A 16,353-nucleotide genomic window follows, 5' to 3' on the forward strand; every position below is an offset into this window, starting at 1 on the left:
GGTACGATCTCAGTTTCTATTATATCTTTGTCTAGTACTTGGTACATCATTGGCTTGCTTTCTTTTTTTATGTTTCGCAACACAAAAATAAGCAAGCCTTTTTTATAGGAAAAGTTTAAATGACTTCATTATAAAGTCTGTCAAAATGATAATATTGGTTAAATTAAGTGGAATTCTGCTTTAAAAATCGCAAATTTGCATAAGCAGTTTTTTATGAAATCTATCCAGAAAAATGAAGAATTGCCGGATAGAAAATATTGTCATATTTTAGTCAGCAATCAAGTAAATAATTAATGATTTTTGTAACGGGTGCGACCGGAATTCTGGGAAGGGTGATCGTTTTGGAACTTCTTAAAAAAGGGAAAAATGTACGTGCTTCCAAAAGACCGGGCAGCAATTTAAACGATGTAAGGCATTCTTACAGTGTCTATACAGAAAATTCTGATGATCTTTTTAATAAGATCGAATGGATAGACCTGGATTTTGATGATCTGGACACTCTGCAGAATTCATTAAAAGGGGTAGATGAGGTCTATCACTGTGCCGCAAAAGTAAGTTTCCATCCTCATGATGAAAAAGAAATGTACCATACCAACGTAAAGGGTACCGAAAACCTGCTGTTTGCATGCGAAGGTTCGCAGGTTGAAAAATTTCTGCACGTCAGTACGATTGCCATTCTGGATCTTTTTAATGAAAAGGGAGAATTAGACGAAAGTTCTGAATTTAATCCCAAAGAAGAACATTCTGCCTATGCCATTTCTAAGCATCTTGCTGAGATGGAAGTCTGGAGGGCTTCTGCCGAAGGCTTGAATACCGTAATCGTCAACCCGGGAATGATTATAGGAAGCGGAAACTGGGGTCAGAGCAGTGGAGATATTTTCCCGACTTTTGAAAAAAATGGCTTTACATTTTCCGGTGGAACAAGTTATGTGGATGTAAGAGATGCGGCTAAAATTTCCATTGAACTCATGGAAAAGAATGTTTTCGGAGAACGTTTTATTCTGATATCGGAAAACAAAAAGTATGCAGCCCTTGGGCAGCAGATCAGATCGAAGCTTGGTTTGAAAGAAGCAAAAATCCTTACAAAATCTCAGTTAAATTTAGGAAGACTGGCCAATATCCTTTTCGGCTGGCTGATTCCGAAACTGAGAATCATTACCAAGTCCAATATTGAATCCATATCATCACTCAACACCATCTCCAACCAAAAAATAAAAAAAGAGCTTGATTATCAATTTATTCCCGTAAAGGAAAGTATTGATTTTCATCTTAACAATTATATTAACGACAAAAAGCTGAATTCATGAATCTTGCCGCAGCAATTATCCTAAAAAATGTAGAAAAGCATCCGTTAAAATCAGCGATAGGCTTTAAAAAGAAAGATGAGGCCTGGAAAGAACTGAGCTGGAAAAAACTGGGCGATATCGTTTTTAGAACGGCTAATGCACTGAAAGATGCAGGAATTCAGGAAAATGATAAAGTAGCCATTTATTCAGATAACTCTTCTGAATGGATGATTTTTGATCTGGCTTCCATGGCCATTGGCGCAATCAGCGTTCCTATTTATTCTACAAATAATGCAGAACAGGCAGAATATATCTTCAATGATTCATCTGCAAAAGCTGTGCTTGTGGGAAGCCAGGAGCAATATGACGCATGTCTGGAATTTGTAAAGAAAGAAGGTAATCCCTTAGAAACGATCATTGTTTCCAAAAAATCAATCTGGATCAAGAAAGAATTCAACAGTTTTTATCTCGAAGATTTTATTGCAAAGTCTTCACCAAAGCTGGAGATCATCAACAAAGAAAATGATGATACCGCTACGCTGATTTATACATCAGGAACTACCGGAACTCCGAAAGGCGTTATGCTTACCCATGGGAATTTTATCAAAGCATTTGATTCCCACTTTGAATTTTTTAAATTTAAAAACTTTGAGGAAGAACTTTCACTGGCATTCCTGCCTTTGACTCACGTTTTCGAAAGAAGCTGGAGCCTGCTTTGCCTTTATGGTGGTGCCAGAGTTTATTTCCTGGAAGATCCGAAGAATATTGCTAAAGCGCTGGAAGAAGTAAAACCCACCATGATGTGTGCGGTACCTAGATTTTTCCAGAAAGTATATGCCGGTGTTTTAGAAAAAGCAGAAGAAGGTTCATCAACAAAGAAAAAGATCTTTGATTGGGCACTGGCAACAGGGTGGCAGACTGCAGAACTGAGAAGAAACGAAAAACCAATTCCTTTTGGGTTAAAACTGAAGGAATCTGTTGCAGATATGCTGGTTTTTAGCAAAATTAAAGAAAAAATGGGTGGAAGACTGTGGTTCTTACCTTGCGGAGGAGCATCATTGTCACCGGAAGTCACCAGGTTCTTCGATTCAGTAGGCATTCATGTTACCGTAGGATATGGTCTTACAGAAACTACGGCTACACTGACCCTCTTCCCGTTGACTCATTTTGAACATGGTACCAGTGGAAAGCCTTTACCGGGTGTAGAAATCCGTATCGGTGAAAGCGATGAGATTCAGGCCAAAGGAAATGGTATTATGAAAGGATATTACAACAAGCCTGAAGACACCCAGAAAGTTTTCACGGAAGACGGATGGTTCAAAACCGGAGATGCCGGAAAATTTGACGACAAAGGAAATCTGATCATTACAGACAGGATTAAAGATCTGATGAAGACTTCCAATGGGAAATATGTAGCACCACAGCAGATCGAGAACCTTCTTACCAATAATAATTTTATCCAGCAGATTATGCTGGTGGCCGAAGGCAGGCAGTTTGTATCGGCTCTTATTGTCCCTAATTTTGAATTTTTACAGGATTTTATCAAGAAAAACAATATTCCTTTCACCAATTGGGAAGAAGCGGTAAAAGATGATAAAATCATTACTTTATATAAAGATAAAATTAAAGAATTACAGGAACATCTGGCAGATTATGAGAAAGTGAAGAAGTTCACGCTGATGCCTGCTGAATTTGATATCAATACCGGCGAGATTACACCAACATTGAAGGTTAAAAGAAATGTGGTTCTTAAAAAATATACAGATATTATAGAAAAAATGTATTAAAATAAAACAATCTAAACCACAAAAGAGACAAACGGTTTTTTCAAATAAAAATCAAGATTTTTGAAAACTTAAGTGGTCTTGAATAGACAGTTTTATTTAACTTTATCAATAACTTAAGTGTTAAGATTCTTTTGTGCCTTTGTGGTTAAATAAAAGCGTTTTACCATTTTAAATCAGACTATGACAACACAAGAATTCCTAGGAAAACAAAATTTCACCATCCATACCCAGACCGTTTCAGAAAGCTGTCCGTCTAATATTGCCCTGATCAAATACTGGGGTAAATATGAAAACCAGATCCCTGCCAATCCGAGTATAAGCTATACTTTGAATCATTGCAAAACCAATACTTCTATGGAGTTTTTAGCTGATGAATCTTTCTCTGTGCAGACCTTTCTGGCAGGAAATGAAGAAGTGAAATTTGCAGAAAAAATAGAAAAATATTTTAAAAATATCGAGCAGTATCTTCCATGGGTACTGAAAGGAAAATATATCATCAGAACAGAAAATACCTTTCCGCACAGTTCCGGGATTGCAAGTTCAGCTTCCGGATTCGGAGCCATAGCCAAATGTCTGATGAAACTGGACGAAGCTTTTTCAGGAAAGGGTTCTGAAGAAGAATCTTTAAGAAAAGCCTCATTTTTAGCCCGACTAGGAAGTGGCAGCGCTTGCAGAAGTTTGTACAACGGATTGGTTGTTTGGGGAAATTCGGAAGAAGTAGAAGGAAGTTCAGACTTATTTGCTGTAAAATATCCTGATGCCGAGATTCATGATATATTCAAAAATTTCAATGACTGGGTTTTATTGATCCATGAAGGTCAAAAAAGTGTCTCTTCAACCGTAGGACACGGCTTAATGAACACCAATCCTTACGCTGAAAGAAGATTCCAGGAAGCAAGAGAAAACTTTGTTCCGATGAAGGAAATTCTCAAAAGTGGCGATATGGAGCGTTTTATTAAATTAGTTGAACATGAAGCTCTCACCCTTCATGCCATGATGATGATGAGCGATCCTGCCTTTATTCTGATGAAAACAGGAACCATGGAGGTCATCAACAAGATTTGGGATTTCAGGAAAGAAACAGGACTTCCGTTGTTTTTCACGCTGGATGCCGGAGCAAATGTTCATCTTTTATTCCCTAATGACCCTTCAGAAGAAAAAATCAAAATCTTTATCGAAACAGAATTACTGCAACATACCCAGAAGAATGGAGTAGTGAAGGATGTGATGCAGTTTTAAAATAAAAATACGATAGTTTTTCACTATCAATAAATAGCTGCGTCATCTGCGAAATCAGTGGGAAAAAATCTCTCACAGATATCACGGATGACGCAGATTCTTTTTATTCCGATAGAGCTGTTGCTATTGTTACAAATTTAAATTGATGGGAGTGTTCAGGAAATCATTGAAAGGTTTCATCAGCTTGAAAATTTTTGTCATACTTTTTACGGCATTTTTATCCAGAACTTCCTCGTCTTTCAGATGATAAACCACAATGAAGCTTTTAAGTTTCAAATAGTCTCCCATTGGGTCTTCCTTTTCAAATCCCTAGGGAATTTTTTTAAGTTTATCGTCCTGATCCAATTCCGGAAAATGTTTTTTAAATTCCTTTTGGTTGATGATCTTGAGAAAATCGTTTCCATATAAAGAAATTTCCTTTCGTACTTCTTTCAAAACGGAAGATTCCGGCATGTAAACTCCTCCGGCGAGAAAAGATTTCCCGGGCTCGATGTGAAGATAATAACCGCCTTTCTGACTTCCTTTGCCCATTCCTAAAGAAGCTCCGAAATTGGTTTTGTAAGGTATTTTATCTTTTGAAAATCTCGTATCACGGTAAATTCTGAACAAAGATTTTTTACCGTCAATTTTCCCTAATTCTTCATCAAATTCTGCCATCTCTTTGATCAGTTCGTCAAGAAATGCGATGACATTTTCCTGTGATTCTGTGTAAAGTTTTTTGTTTTCAGTAAACCACTCGCGGTTGTTATTCTGGGGTCAGATCTTTTAAAAATGTCAGGGTTTCTGGCTTAATGGTACTCATGCTTTTGGAAATTTAATGTAAAATGGTGTTTTAATTGAAACAAGTTAAAAAATAAACTTATGTTGGCCAAAAATAAGTCATGAGGTATCTTTTTTATGCTTAATGAAGTGGAAAATTTCAACAGATAAAAATTGTAAAATGAAGCGTACAAATTGGATCTGATAAGGTGTGAATTTTAAAATTAAATTTTGGAAAAGAGGCTGAAAAAAAAAGGAAATCCAGTAAAAAAAAGTTGGTATTGTACGGTTTGGAAAAAATAATTGTAAATTTGTAAGAGCTTCAAATAAGTCGTAAATTGAACATTGTTAAGAAATCGGTAAATCTTGAAATGTAACCATGGATACTGGAAATGTTCTCATGATAATAAATGGGATTATTAAAATTAAATTTACATTTCATGATGTTATTTTTGAAAATTCATAAATAATACAGAAAAAATCAATCTAATTTAATAAAAAAAAACAATGGTTAGCATGTTTTTAATGTAAGACCTGTTTTTTTGGATTTAATTTTTTAAAAATTAAAAATATATTAGAGGATTGTGAATTAAAGTTTACATATTTAGAACTTTATTCAAAAACAAATCAAATATTTGTTGTATCTTTGCAAAAATTTTAAAATATTTAATGAATTTATTTACGGAGTCCAATTTAAGTCCTGATATACTTAAGGCAGTTGGCGAACTGGGTTACGAAAGCCCGACAGAAATCCAAAAACAGACTATCCCTTTCATTCTTTCAGATATTCGCGATTTGATCGCACTTGCGCAGACAGGGACAGGCAAAACAGCAGCGTTTTCGCTTCCGATTTTGGATATGATTGACGAAACGAGTCGCAAAATCCAATTTTTGGTGCTTTGTCCGACACGGGAACTATGTCTTCAGATTTCTAAAGACATAAAAAATTACTCCAAGTACATGAAAGACATCAAAACCACAGCGGTTTACGGTGGAAGCAGTATTATGGATCAGATTCGTTCTTTAAAGGACAAGCCGCAAATTATTGTAGGTACTCCAGGAAGAGTAATCGACCTTATCAACAGAAAAGCACTTGATTTTTCTGCTATTCATTGGTTAGTTTTAGACGAAGCTGATGAAATGCTTTCAATGGGTTTCAAAGATGAGTTGGAAACGATTCTAAGAGAAACACCGGATACAAAGCAGACGTTCTTATTCTCGGCAACGATGAATAAAGAAGTGGAGAGAATTTCTAAAAACTATCTTACCAATCCGCACCGTATTTCTGTGGGTTCTATTAACGAGGTTAAAAAGAACATCAAGCATGAATACTACGTAGTAGGATACCGTCAGAAAAAAGAAGCTCTTAAGAGATTGATTGATGCCAACCCGAACCAGTATTCTATTTTGTTCTGTAGAACAAGAATGGAAACTCAGGAGGTTGCAGATTTCCTGATGCAGAACGGCTATGCTGCTGATGCACTTCACGGAGATCTTTCTCAGGCACAGAGAGATACAGTAATGAAGAAATTCAGACTGAAAAACATCGATATTTTGGTGGCAACAGATGTTGCGGCCAGAGGATTGGATGTAGATTCATTGACTCATGTTATTCACTACTCTTTACCGGATGATCCTGAAGTTTTTGTACACAGAAGCGGAAGAACAGGTAGAGCAGGAAAAGATGGTATTTCAATCTCTTTGATCAAGCCTGAAGAAAGCAGAAAATTAAAGCAAATAAAATCTACAACGAAAATCGATATCGTTGAAAAATTTATCCCAACAGGAGAGGATGTTATCAAGGCTCAGGTTGGAGGCGTTTTCGAAAAATTATTTACGGAGCACCTGGATGTATTTGAATTTAATGATAACCTAATCCCGGATCTAAGCGCGTTTACAAAAGAAGAATTGGTACACAAATTATTGCAGTTCCAATTGAAAGATCTTGCGACGTACTACAAGGATAAACATGATCTTGCTGACCAAAAATTCAGCACTAGAGATGATGATTCTAGAAGAGATAGAGATAGTAGAGGAAGAGACCGTGATAGAGGAAGAGATCGTGATCGTGGAGACCGTGACGTAAGAGGAAGCAGAGATGGTGGAAGAGAACGTGGCGGAAAACCTAGAAGAAAGAATGAAAACATGGTAAGATTCTTCTTCAACTTAGGAAAAAAAGATCAGTTGAAAAAACTTGATGTTTTAGATATTATTAATAAAGCGACTTCACCAGCTGGAGGAAGCAAAAAAAGAGCAGAAATAGGTGATATTGAAATTTTAGAGAAATTCTCTTTCTTCGAAATTGAAAAATCATTTAAAGGAGAGCTTTTGAATAATATTGCATCAATGAAATTCAAAGGAAAAGATATGAGAGCCGAAGAGGCAAATTAACACTCATTCTAAACTATATAAACCGGCTTTACAGCCGGTTTTTTTGTTTGATAATCAGGCGTTAATGGTATGTTAACAAAACTTAATGTTATATAGTTTCAGGGCAAATCCTTTTTTAGGAAATTTGCACTCAAATTATAAATACATAAAAATGGGAATTGGTAATATTTTCCACGCTTTTCAACCGAAGGATAAAATTTTCTTTGTACTTTTTGAAAAAGTAACTGAAAACTTAGTTGCAATGTCTGAAGACTTTAACAACGGGATTAAAGATTTCGATCTTAATGACGATACGATGTTAAAAAGAATGAGTGACTACGAACACAAAAATGATGAACTTACCCATGAGATCTTCATTGAGCTGGGAAAAAACTTCATTACACCTTTCGATCGTGAAGATATTCACACACTGGCAACAGGCCTTGATGATATCGCCGATTACATCTACGCTTCCACAAAATACATCTTCCTGTATAAATCTCCTGAAATGAAGGCTTATTCGGATTTCTCACTTCTGATCCACAAAGCATGTCTTGAGATCCAGAACGCGATGAAAAACCTTAAAGGTTTCAAGAATATGGACCAGGTAAAAGAAGCTTGTATCAAAGTGAACTCTATTGAAAACATTGCAGATGATCTGCTTTCCAATTCAATGGTAGATTTATTTGAAACCAATGATGCAATTAACATTATCAAAGTTTCATCTGTACTTAATTATCTTGAAATAGTAACCGATAAGGCAGAAGATGTTGCCAATACTATTGAGAACATCATGATTAAATACGCCTAAACAAAATAACAAAAATGGAATTTCCGATTTTACTAATAGTTATTATTGCACTGGCTTTAATTTTCGATTATATCAATGGTTTTCATGATGCCGCGAATTCAATTGCGACCATCGTTTCTACAAAAGTTTTAACTCCATTCCAGGCTGTACTTTGGGCAGCTCTATGGAATTTTGCCGCTTTCTTTATTGCCGCTTACATTATTGGAGAATTTAAAATTGGGAATACGATAGCCAAAACGGTTAATGAAAACTTTATTACATTAGAAGTAATCTTTTCAGGTCTTATCGCTGCGATAGCCTGGAACCTTTTAACATGGTGGTTTGGGATTCCTTCATCATCATCACACACTTTGATCGGTGGATTTCTGGGAGCAGCCTTAATGCATGCTTTTATGATGGATTATCATGAAGTTGTGGCTACTCAACCTAATTTAGGAGCATGGGAAACTTTTAAAACAGCTTGCTATCAGGTTACCCAGCAAGGTGTTGTTAAATTTGATAAAGTAATTCCTATTTTCCTGTTCATTTTTATGGCTCCGATTATTGGGATGATTATTTCAATCATTATCACTTTAATTATTGTTCATCTTTATAAAAAATCGAATCCGTACAAAGCAGACAAGTCATTTAAGAGATTACAGTTGGTATCTTCGGCTTTGTTCAGTTTAGGACATGGTTTGAATGATGCACAGAAAGTAATGGGTATTATTGGAGCAGCGATGATCTATTATCACGTCAATATGCTTCAGGATCCTGATTATCTTAATATTCCATCTGCGGGGCGTTTCGATTATTTTGCACAACATTATATTTGGGTTCCTTTGGTTTCTTTCATTGCGATTGCATTGGGTACGATGAGTGGTGGTTGGAAGATCATCAAAACAATGGGAACTAAAATTACAAAAGTAACTTCACTGGAAGGGGTAAGTGCTGAAACAGCAGGAGCAATTACTTTATTCCTTACAGACCATTTTGGTATTCCAGTATCTACAACACACACGATCACAGGTTCTATCATCGGGGTAGGATTAACGAAAAGAATTTCTGCCGTGAGATGGGGAATTACCGTAAGCCTTCTTTGGGCTTGGGTATTAACGATTCCTATTTCAGCAATTGTTGCAGGGATCACTTATCTGATAGTAACATTTCTGACTTAAGATAGAAGTTGAAATTATAATATAAACTTTGTCCTCCGGGGCAAAGTTTTTTGTTTTATAAAGCCCCGAAAAATTGTATTTTTGTTCAAATTATAAGATTTTATGGAATTTTTAGACAGATACCAGCAGATCGTAGCTGAAGCGATCACGAAGTACACTTTTAAAGATAAGCCTGCGGAACTCTATGATCCGATGAACTACATCATTTCCCACGGCGGTAAGCGTCTTCGTCCTATTATGGTACTGATGGCGTGTGACCTGTTCGGCGGAGATCTCAGACAGGCTATTAAACCCGCACTGGCGATCGAGTTTTTCCATAATTTTACACTGATCCATGATGATATTATGGATGAGGCTCCTCTGAGAAGAAATAAACCCACCATTCATACCCTTCACGGGATCAACGTGGGAATCCTTTCCGGAGACGGACTGATGCTGAAAGCCTATAAATTTTTTGAAGACCTTGAGCCTGAAATTTTCAAGGCTTGTATCAGAATATTTACCCATACAGGACTTCTTCTATGTGAAGGGCAGCAGTACGATATCAATTTCGAAACTCAGGAGGATGTAACTTATGATGATTACATTAGAATGATTACTTATAAAACCGGAGTTTTGAGTGCCTCTTCTTTTGAAATAGGAGCGCTTATTGCAAGAGCCAATTTTAAAGATGCCAAAGCTATTTTCAACTTTGGTAAGCACATTGGGATCGCTTTCCAGATTATGGATGATTATCTGGATGTATTCGGAGATCAGGCTCAGTTTGGGAAAAAACATGCCGGAGATATTTATGAAAATAAGAAAACGATCCTTTATCTTTTAGCCAGAGAACATGCTACAGAGGAAGAAAGAAAAGAGTTAGATCACTGGTATGGTAAAAAGACCGATAATATCGATAAAGTATACGGTGTTGAAAAGATCTTCAGAAGAACAAAAGTAGACGAGAAAGCATTGCGTCTGATTGAAACGCACAATGAGATCGGGCAGAGCTATCTGGCGAAAATCAATATTCCTGAAGATAAGAAAAAGCCTTTTGCAGAACTGGCGAATTATCTGTTGAGAAGAGAGAGCTAATAAGATGGCAGGTAAGAGGTTGCAGGTTGTAGGTTTCAAAGACTAACGACTATCTGCCACCTGTTATCTGCCACCTGCCACCTGCTACCTATTATCTGCTATCTAAATAATGAAATTCAGAACTGAAGTTGACATTCCAAAGTCGGAGAAAAAGATAGATGTTGAAGATAAAATATTTTCAATAGGGTCTTGTTTTGCTTCAGAAATGACAGACTTGCTGGGACAGGGGCAGCTTCAGACGGTTAATAATCCTTTTGGGACCATTTTTAATCCTTTTTCGATCAGTAATGCGGTCAAAAGGCTTCATGATTCAGAGTTTTATGATGAGGAAGAACTGATCACTTTTAACGAAGAATTCATTTCCCTGGATCACCACAGCAGCTTTGATACACGGTACATTCATCAGACTCTGGATAAGATCAATGCAGGAATAGAAGAAGGAAACCGCTTTCTGCAGGATGCCGGTTGGGTGATTATTACCTACGGGACTTCATTTATTTATGAATTTATCCCAAAGAAAAAACTGGCTGCCAACTGTCACAAGATTCCACAGAAATTTTTTGAAAAAAGACTGCTTTCCCATCAGGAACTTACAGATTCCATCTACAATACGGTGTTAAACCTGAAAGATATCTGCCGGGATGATGTACAGATTCTGTTTACAGTGTCTCCCGTACGTCATACAAAAGATGGAATGATTGAAAACCAACTGAGTAAATCTAAACTGATCACTGCCGTTCATGAAGCTGTTTCGCAGCTGGAAAATTGCCATTATCTTCCTGTTTATGAAATATTGATGGATGATCTGCGTGACTATCGTTTTTATAAGGAAGATATGATTCATCCTACTTCACAGGCCGTCAATTATATTTTTGATAAGTTCGGAGAAGCTTATTTTTCGGATGAGACTAAAAGTTTTATCAAAGAAAATTTTAAGATCAATAAAGCACTGGAACACAGAACCGAAGATGAAAAGGATCCGAAATATATAGAGTTTAGAGAAAAGCTGAACGAAAAAATTGAACTTCAGAGGGAAAAAGTAAGGCATAAAATTTTTTCAAATGATTGATTTTACGAACCTCAATTATCTGAAAACCGGAAATAAAAAGCAGAAAAGAGCTTACGAAGTTCTTGAAAAATATAAGGTTTTTGAGAAATTAAAAGTCTATTCGCCTGTTTTGGCGGGAACAATTCCTATAGAGATCGATATTGAAAACAGTGATCTGGACATTATCTGTGAGATAGATCTTCAGTTTGAAGAGGGGTTTTTGGATGATATTAGGTCTAGCCGGTTAATTCCGACAGACGCAGAGGTGAAGGTTGAAAATATAATGATCAATGGAGAGAAAAGTATGGTTCTGAATTTCATGCTGGAAGAAATTCAGGTCGAAATTTTCGGACAAAATAAGCCATCTCTTGAGCAGAATGCTTACCGTCACATGCTTGCTGAATACAGAATATTACAGGAACAAGGAGAAGAATTTAAACATAAAATAATAGAACTGAAGAAACAGGGAATCAAAACTGAGCCTGCTTTTGGCCTGTTGATGGAGTTAGAAAACCCTTATGAAGATCTATTGAAATTTTAAGAAAATGATTGATACACATACCCATTTATACGCAGAAGAATTTGATGAAGACAGAAAAGAGGCCATTCAGAGGGCTGTAGATAAAGGAATCACGAAGTTTTACCTTCCCGCTATTGATTCGGAATCGCATGGAAAAATGCTTCAACTGGAAACAGAATATCCTGGACAGATCATCTCTATGATGGGACTTCATCCATGCTACGTAAAACCTGAATCCTGGGAAAAAGAACTGGAAATCGTTAAAAATTACCTTGATCAGAGACGTTTTCCTGCGATAGGGGAGATTGGAATCGATCTTTACTGGGATAAAACAACATTGGATATTCAGGTTAAAGCTTTTGAACAGCAAATCGACTGGGCAATAGAAAAGGATCTTCCTATCGTTATTCATACCAGAGAAAGCTTTGATGAAACATTTGAAGTGCTCGAAAGAAAAAGACACCCGAAACTTCGCGGTATTTTCCATTGCTTTTCAGGAGATCTGGAGCAAGCCAAACATGCAATAGATCTTAATTTTATATTAGGAATAGGAGGGGTTGTAACATTTAAAAATGGGAAGATCGATCAGTTTCTGAATGAAATTCCTTTGGATAAAATTGTTCTGGAAACAGATTCCCCATATCTTGCTCCGGTTCCGCACAGGGGAAAAAGAAATGAAAGCTCATATCTTGATCTTGTAGCGGGAAAACTAGTGAATATCTATGGGAAAGACTTTTCGGAAATTGACCGACTAACTACGGAAAATGCTGAAAAAATCTTTGGGAACTAATTATTTAAGATGAATAAGATTTTAACCTATACAAAAGACGGCAAGGCAAACAGTTTAATGATGTTTGCCGTTTATTTTGTGATTAATCTTCTATTTCTGACCAAGTATGGCATCCGGCAATCTGTCGTTCCGCTCAATATTTTAATTATTGCATTTGCAGCGGTACATTTTTCGATGTTTTTTCTGAGAAAGAATCAACTGTTGGAAAAAAAGCTAAATGTGAAATTAGTTTATCTGCTGACGGGGCTTTTTACTGTTGTTTATATTGCATTATGCCATATCTTAAAAGATCCGTATAAGATGAACATAGACCGGTGGCAGACGCTCAATTTTTCTCTAGAGCACTGGACCCACGGGAAATATATTTATGATACACCGAACTTTATGGGGAACTTATCCTCATACCTTCCGGGGCAGCTGTTGCTGGCTCTTCCATCTTATCTTTTAGGAAACGTAGGTTATCTTCAAGTGATGGCTTTTTTGCTGTTTTCCTATACCATTCTGCTTGAATTTAAAAGCAATCTGATCAGGTTCACAGCGATACTGATGCTGGGGATATCCCTGTCTTATATTTATGAAGCGGTTTGTAAGAGTGATTTTATCGCCTCTTTTATTTTTGTAGCTGCATTTATCCTTTTCTGGCACAATAAGTTTAAAGATAATTATTTTCAAAAACCGGTGTTGCTGGGTATTAGTCTGGGCGTTTTATGTCTCACCCGAAGTGTAGCTATTATTCCTTTAATTATTTTTTTAATGAAACCCTTTCTGGCTACGGATATTAGCCGCAAAATAAAAACAGCATTGGCCTTTTTGCTTACCATAACTGTATTACTGCTTACGGTGTTTTTGCCTGCTAAAAGTTTTGATTTTATTATACAATACAATCCGCTGACTTTGCAGGGACAGAGCAATAAATTTGTCATGTTTCTTTTTCTGGTATCAGCTGTAATTTTATCATTTAATGTTAAAAAAATAAGTGACGTATTTTATTTTTCAACCTCCATTGTTTTTCTGATTATGCTAAGTTTTGTTCTTGAGAAGTATCTTGTTCTTGGATTTGGCTTTCAGCATAATCTTTTTTCTACAACTTATTTGGCGAGTTGTCTGCCGTTCAGTATAATTGCTTACTGCTTTTCCGTTCGAAGAGAACTAGAAAAGATTAGTATAAAAATAAGATTAGATAATTATACATAGTAGATGAGATGAGAATATCTAAAGAAATGAAATTTTATAACTTTATAGAATTTCTTGGGATTATTTAAGTGTTACTTATCCTTTTGGTAATTTCTGCTTTGCCTGATAAGGATAAAAAAACACCATGCATAGAAGGGAAATTCAATCTTTCATTGGTTGCTGTTATGATCCTTTTCTTCATTGTTTTTTTCCTTCACATCCAATATGACAGTTCGGGAAACTCAAAAGATTTCTGGCTGCAATATACAAAGGGTAGAGTATAGGACCTGCTTTAAACTTCAATAGAATCAGGTAAGGACATATTATAAGGTGAGAATCTTTTACATGAAAATCTTTACAGGAAAGTAATTGAATACCACATAAAAAAAAGCCCTTTCAATCGAAAGGGCTTTACTATTATTTTTTTCTCGTGAAATTCTTATTCTTAGGTTTCGTAAACCCGGTAGGAGCACTGCCAGCTGGCTTATTGTTGTTGCTCTGAGGTTTTGGAGATCTTGGAGGTCTCCTGTCTCCACCTCCGGAAGAAGGCTTGTTATTCGAGTCTCTTTTCTGCGCTATAAGATTATCAGTATGGAACGGATGCTCTTTTATCACAGGAATTTTTTTCCCGATCAGTTTCTCCGTATTTCTTAAGTTTAAAAGATCCAGGCTGTCTACAAAAGAGATGGAAGATCCTTCGGCTCCGGCTCTTCCCGTTCTTCCGATTCTGTGAACATACGTTTCAGAAACGTCGGAAAGCTCAAAATTGATCACATATTTCAGCTCATCGATATCAATACCTCTTGCAGCGATGTCTGTAGCGACCAGAACCCTTGTTTTTCCGTTCTTAAAATTATTCAGGGCATTCTGTCTAGCATTTTGAGATTTATTCCCGTGAATAGCCTCTGCTGAGATATTATCTTTCTGCAGTTTTCTTGCAATTTTGTCTGCGCCGTGTTTTGTTCTGGAAAATACCAGTACAGAATCTGAAATATCATTCTCTAAAATATGAGAAAGAAGATCCAGCTTGTTTTCTTTGTCTACAAAGTAAACCGATTGTTTAATCGTTTCTGCAGTGGAAGAAACCGGAGTAACTTCTACTTTTACTGGATTGTTCAGGATAGAATCTGCCAGTTTCTGAATCTCAGAAGGCATGGTCGCAGAAAAGAATAACGTCTGTCTTCTTTGTGGAAGAAGTTTAATCACTCTTTTTACGTCATGTACAAAACCCATATCAAGCATTCTGTCTGCTTCATCAAGAACAAAGATTTCAATGTTCTTTAAGCTTATAATACCTTGAGCGATAAAATCGAGAAGTCTACCAGGAGTTGCTACCAGGATATCGATGCCTCTTCTAAGAGCAGCTTCCTGATTCCCCTGCTTTACTCCTCCGAAAATAACGAGTTGTTTTAGCGGAAGGTATTTTCCGTATGCGTTAATATTTTCCTCGATCTGGATGGCAAGTTCTCTTGTCGGCGTTAAGATCAAGGCCTTTATATGATTATTTTTGGTCTTGTTTTTTGATAAATTCTGCAGAATAGGAATAGCAAACGCCGCTGTTTTTCCTGTTCCTGTCTGTGCACATCCTAAAAAGTCGCTACCTTTTAAGATTTCAGGGATAGATCTCTCCTGAATGGGCGTTGGGTTCGTATAACCCTGTTCCTGAATTGCTTTTGCAATAGGTTCTATTAAGTTTAGGTCTGTAAAATTCAAATGAACTATTTTTTTAATTTAAAATAAAATTCCCTCAATGTGAAGGAATTATATGGTACAAAGGTAGTCTAAATATTTTTAAGCGGATCATTTTACTTTTGCCCACTGCTGGTTATGTCTCAGGTCTTCAATGAACATGTAGACTTCCCTCAGTTTTTCACTTCCTCTTTTACCGTAATCTTCTACATTTTTGGAAGTTCCATCCGTAAAATTAATTCTCAGATAGGACGTTGAAAGATCCGTGATATTTCTTGTCCCGTATTTGTCTTTCAGATTTTTAATATCCAGGCCATTCAGTAGCGAGACCAGTTTGTTGTAATCTCCTTCTTTGATGACCGCTCTAAAAGTTCCTTCACGGGGCTTTGAGAACTCGCCTTTCGAAAAATCTTTGTCGAAATTGAAATGCTCTGCTTCCAATATGGCCGTCCGGTCCGGCTTGATGGTCATGGTGAAAATAGGGCAGGATCCAAAACATGCACCGGCCTGGTATTCAATTGTAGTATATTTTGAATCCGTTTTTTGTGTCGTACACGAAAATAAAAATATAAATGCACAAAGGCTTAGTATATATTTCATAATAGATGGTTTCTCTGTGTTGTTTCAATAATTATTCCAAATAGAAGCGG

13 protein-coding genes and 1 pseudogene are annotated in these 16,353 nt (G+C 36.5%); 11 read left to right on the forward strand and 3 right to left on the reverse strand.

Annotated elements, in window-relative coordinates:
- Nucleotides 1–293 precede the first annotated feature (293 nt).
- The 3 genes from HHL23_RS11970 to HHL23_RS11980 all read left to right on the forward strand — a co-directional run bounded on the left by HHL23_RS11970 (nt 294) and on the right by HHL23_RS11980 (nt 4,312).
- Complete coding sequence (locus HHL23_RS11970; RefSeq protein WP_169235042.1) at nt 294–1,307, forward strand: NAD-dependent epimerase/dehydratase family protein; 1,014 nt, start codon at nt 294–296, stop codon at nt 1,305–1,307.
- Entirely contained in the window at nt 1,304–3,073 is a 1,770-nt protein-coding gene (locus tag HHL23_RS11975) for an AMP-dependent synthetase/ligase (protein WP_169235043.1), read from the forward strand. Before HHL23_RS11970 ends, HHL23_RS11975 begins: the two co-directional genes overlap by 4 nt.
- A gap of 180 nt (nt 3,074–3,253) precedes the next feature.
- Nucleotides 3,254–4,312, forward strand: coding sequence for a diphosphomevalonate/mevalonate 3,5-bisphosphate decarboxylase family protein (locus tag HHL23_RS11980; protein WP_169235044.1), 1,059 nt, complete (start codon nt 3,254–3,256; stop codon nt 4,310–4,312).
- A 129-nt stretch (nt 4,313–4,441) separates the two neighbouring features.
- Here HHL23_RS11980 and HHL23_RS11985 read toward each other — a convergent pair.
- Nucleotides 4,442–5,005, reverse strand: a pseudogene (locus HHL23_RS11985) (DUF2461 domain-containing protein); the annotation flags it as partial.
- Between the two features lie 735 nt (nt 5,006–5,740).
- On the opposite strand from HHL23_RS11985, the gene HHL23_RS11990 reads away from it, so the two are divergent.
- The 8 genes from HHL23_RS11990 to HHL23_RS12025 all read left to right on the forward strand — a co-directional run bounded on the left by HHL23_RS11990 (nt 5,741) and on the right by HHL23_RS12025 (nt 14,035).
- Nucleotides 5,741–7,462: a DEAD/DEAH box helicase gene (locus tag HHL23_RS11990; RefSeq protein WP_169235045.1), complete on the forward strand. Its 1,722-nt coding sequence runs from the start codon at nt 5,741–5,743 to the stop codon at nt 7,460–7,462.
- Nucleotides 7,463–7,613: 151 nt separating this feature from the next.
- Nucleotides 7,614–8,252 carry a DUF47 domain-containing protein gene (locus tag HHL23_RS11995; protein ID WP_034705775.1) on the forward strand — a complete coding sequence of 213 codons (639 nt, stop codon included), beginning with the start codon at nt 7,614–7,616 and terminating at the stop codon, nt 8,250–8,252.
- A 14-nt stretch (nt 8,253–8,266) separates the two neighbouring features.
- On the forward strand, nt 8,267–9,409 hold the full coding sequence (locus tag HHL23_RS12000; RefSeq protein ID WP_169235046.1) for an inorganic phosphate transporter: 1,143 nt from the start codon (nt 8,267–8,269) through the stop codon (nt 9,407–9,409).
- A gap of 102 nt (nt 9,410–9,511) precedes the next feature.
- Nucleotides 9,512–10,483, forward strand: a complete 972-nt coding sequence (locus HHL23_RS12005; RefSeq protein WP_169235047.1) for a polyprenyl synthetase family protein — start codon at nt 9,512–9,514, stop codon at nt 10,481–10,483.
- A gap of 109 nt (nt 10,484–10,592) precedes the next feature.
- A complete protein-coding gene (locus HHL23_RS12010) occupies nt 10,593–11,552 on the forward strand; it encodes a GSCFA domain-containing protein (protein WP_169235048.1) in 960 nt (319 codons plus the stop codon).
- Nucleotides 11,545–12,072, forward strand: coding sequence for a DUF4269 domain-containing protein (locus tag HHL23_RS12015; protein ID WP_169235049.1), 528 nt, complete (start codon nt 11,545–11,547; stop codon nt 12,070–12,072). Before HHL23_RS12010 ends, HHL23_RS12015 begins: the two co-directional genes overlap by 8 nt.
- A 4-nt stretch (nt 12,073–12,076) precedes the next feature.
- Complete coding sequence (locus HHL23_RS12020; RefSeq protein WP_169235050.1) at nt 12,077–12,841, forward strand: TatD family hydrolase; 765 nt, start codon at nt 12,077–12,079, stop codon at nt 12,839–12,841.
- 9 nt (nt 12,842–12,850) lie between these two features.
- Complete coding sequence (locus tag HHL23_RS12025) at nt 12,851–14,035, forward strand: hypothetical protein (RefSeq protein ID WP_169235051.1); 1,185 nt, start codon at nt 12,851–12,853, stop codon at nt 14,033–14,035.
- 396 nt (nt 14,036–14,431) lie between these two features.
- Here HHL23_RS12025 and HHL23_RS12030 read toward each other — a convergent pair whose 3' ends face one another.
- Both HHL23_RS12030 and HHL23_RS12035 read right to left on the reverse strand, forming a co-directional pair.
- Nucleotides 14,432–15,727 (reverse strand): DEAD/DEAH box helicase, encoded by a 1,296-nt coding sequence (locus HHL23_RS12030; protein ID WP_169235052.1) that lies wholly within the window; start codon nt 15,725–15,727, stop codon nt 14,432–14,434.
- 87 nt (nt 15,728–15,814) lie between these two features.
- Nucleotides 15,815–16,303 carry a DUF6438 domain-containing protein gene (locus tag HHL23_RS12035; protein ID WP_169235053.1) on the reverse strand — a complete coding sequence of 163 codons (489 nt, stop codon included), beginning with the start codon at nt 16,301–16,303 and terminating at the stop codon, nt 15,815–15,817.
- Nucleotides 16,304–16,353 lie beyond the last annotated feature (50 nt).

The sequence above is a fragment of the Chryseobacterium antibioticum genome, from assembly GCF_012927325.1.
Taxonomy (GTDB): Bacteria; Bacteroidota; Bacteroidia; order Flavobacteriales; family Weeksellaceae; genus Chryseobacterium; species Chryseobacterium antibioticum.

What these genes read in the sequence shown, in the direction of transcription:
- HHL23_RS11970 (WP_169235042.1), top strand. Translation starts at nt 294, where the DNA reads ATGATTTTTGTAACGGGTGCGACCGGAATTCTGGGAAGGGTGATCGTT.
- HHL23_RS11975 (WP_169235043.1), top strand. Translation starts at nt 1,304, where the DNA reads ATGAATCTTGCCGCAGCAATTATCCTAAAAAATGTAGAAAAGCATCCG.
- HHL23_RS11980 (WP_169235044.1), top strand. Translation starts at nt 3,254, where the DNA reads ATGACAACACAAGAATTCCTAGGAAAACAAAATTTCACCATCCATACC.
- HHL23_RS11990 (WP_169235045.1), top strand. Translation starts at nt 5,741, where the DNA reads ATGAATTTATTTACGGAGTCCAATTTAAGTCCTGATATACTTAAGGCA.
- HHL23_RS11995 (WP_034705775.1), top strand. Translation starts at nt 7,614, where the DNA reads ATGGGAATTGGTAATATTTTCCACGCTTTTCAACCGAAGGATAAAATT.
- HHL23_RS12000 (WP_169235046.1), top strand. Translation starts at nt 8,267, where the DNA reads ATGGAATTTCCGATTTTACTAATAGTTATTATTGCACTGGCTTTAATT.
- HHL23_RS12005 (WP_169235047.1), top strand. Translation starts at nt 9,512, where the DNA reads ATGGAATTTTTAGACAGATACCAGCAGATCGTAGCTGAAGCGATCACG.
- HHL23_RS12010 (WP_169235048.1), top strand. Translation starts at nt 10,593, where the DNA reads ATGAAATTCAGAACTGAAGTTGACATTCCAAAGTCGGAGAAAAAGATA.
- HHL23_RS12015 (WP_169235049.1), top strand. Translation starts at nt 11,545, where the DNA reads ATGATTGATTTTACGAACCTCAATTATCTGAAAACCGGAAATAAAAAG.
- HHL23_RS12020 (WP_169235050.1), top strand. Translation starts at nt 12,077, where the DNA reads ATGATTGATACACATACCCATTTATACGCAGAAGAATTTGATGAAGAC.
- HHL23_RS12025 (WP_169235051.1), top strand. Translation starts at nt 12,851, where the DNA reads ATGAATAAGATTTTAACCTATACAAAAGACGGCAAGGCAAACAGTTTA.
- HHL23_RS12035 (WP_169235053.1), bottom strand. Translation starts at nt 16,303, where the DNA reads ATGAAATATATACTAAGCCTTTGTGCATTTATATTTTTATTTTCGTGT.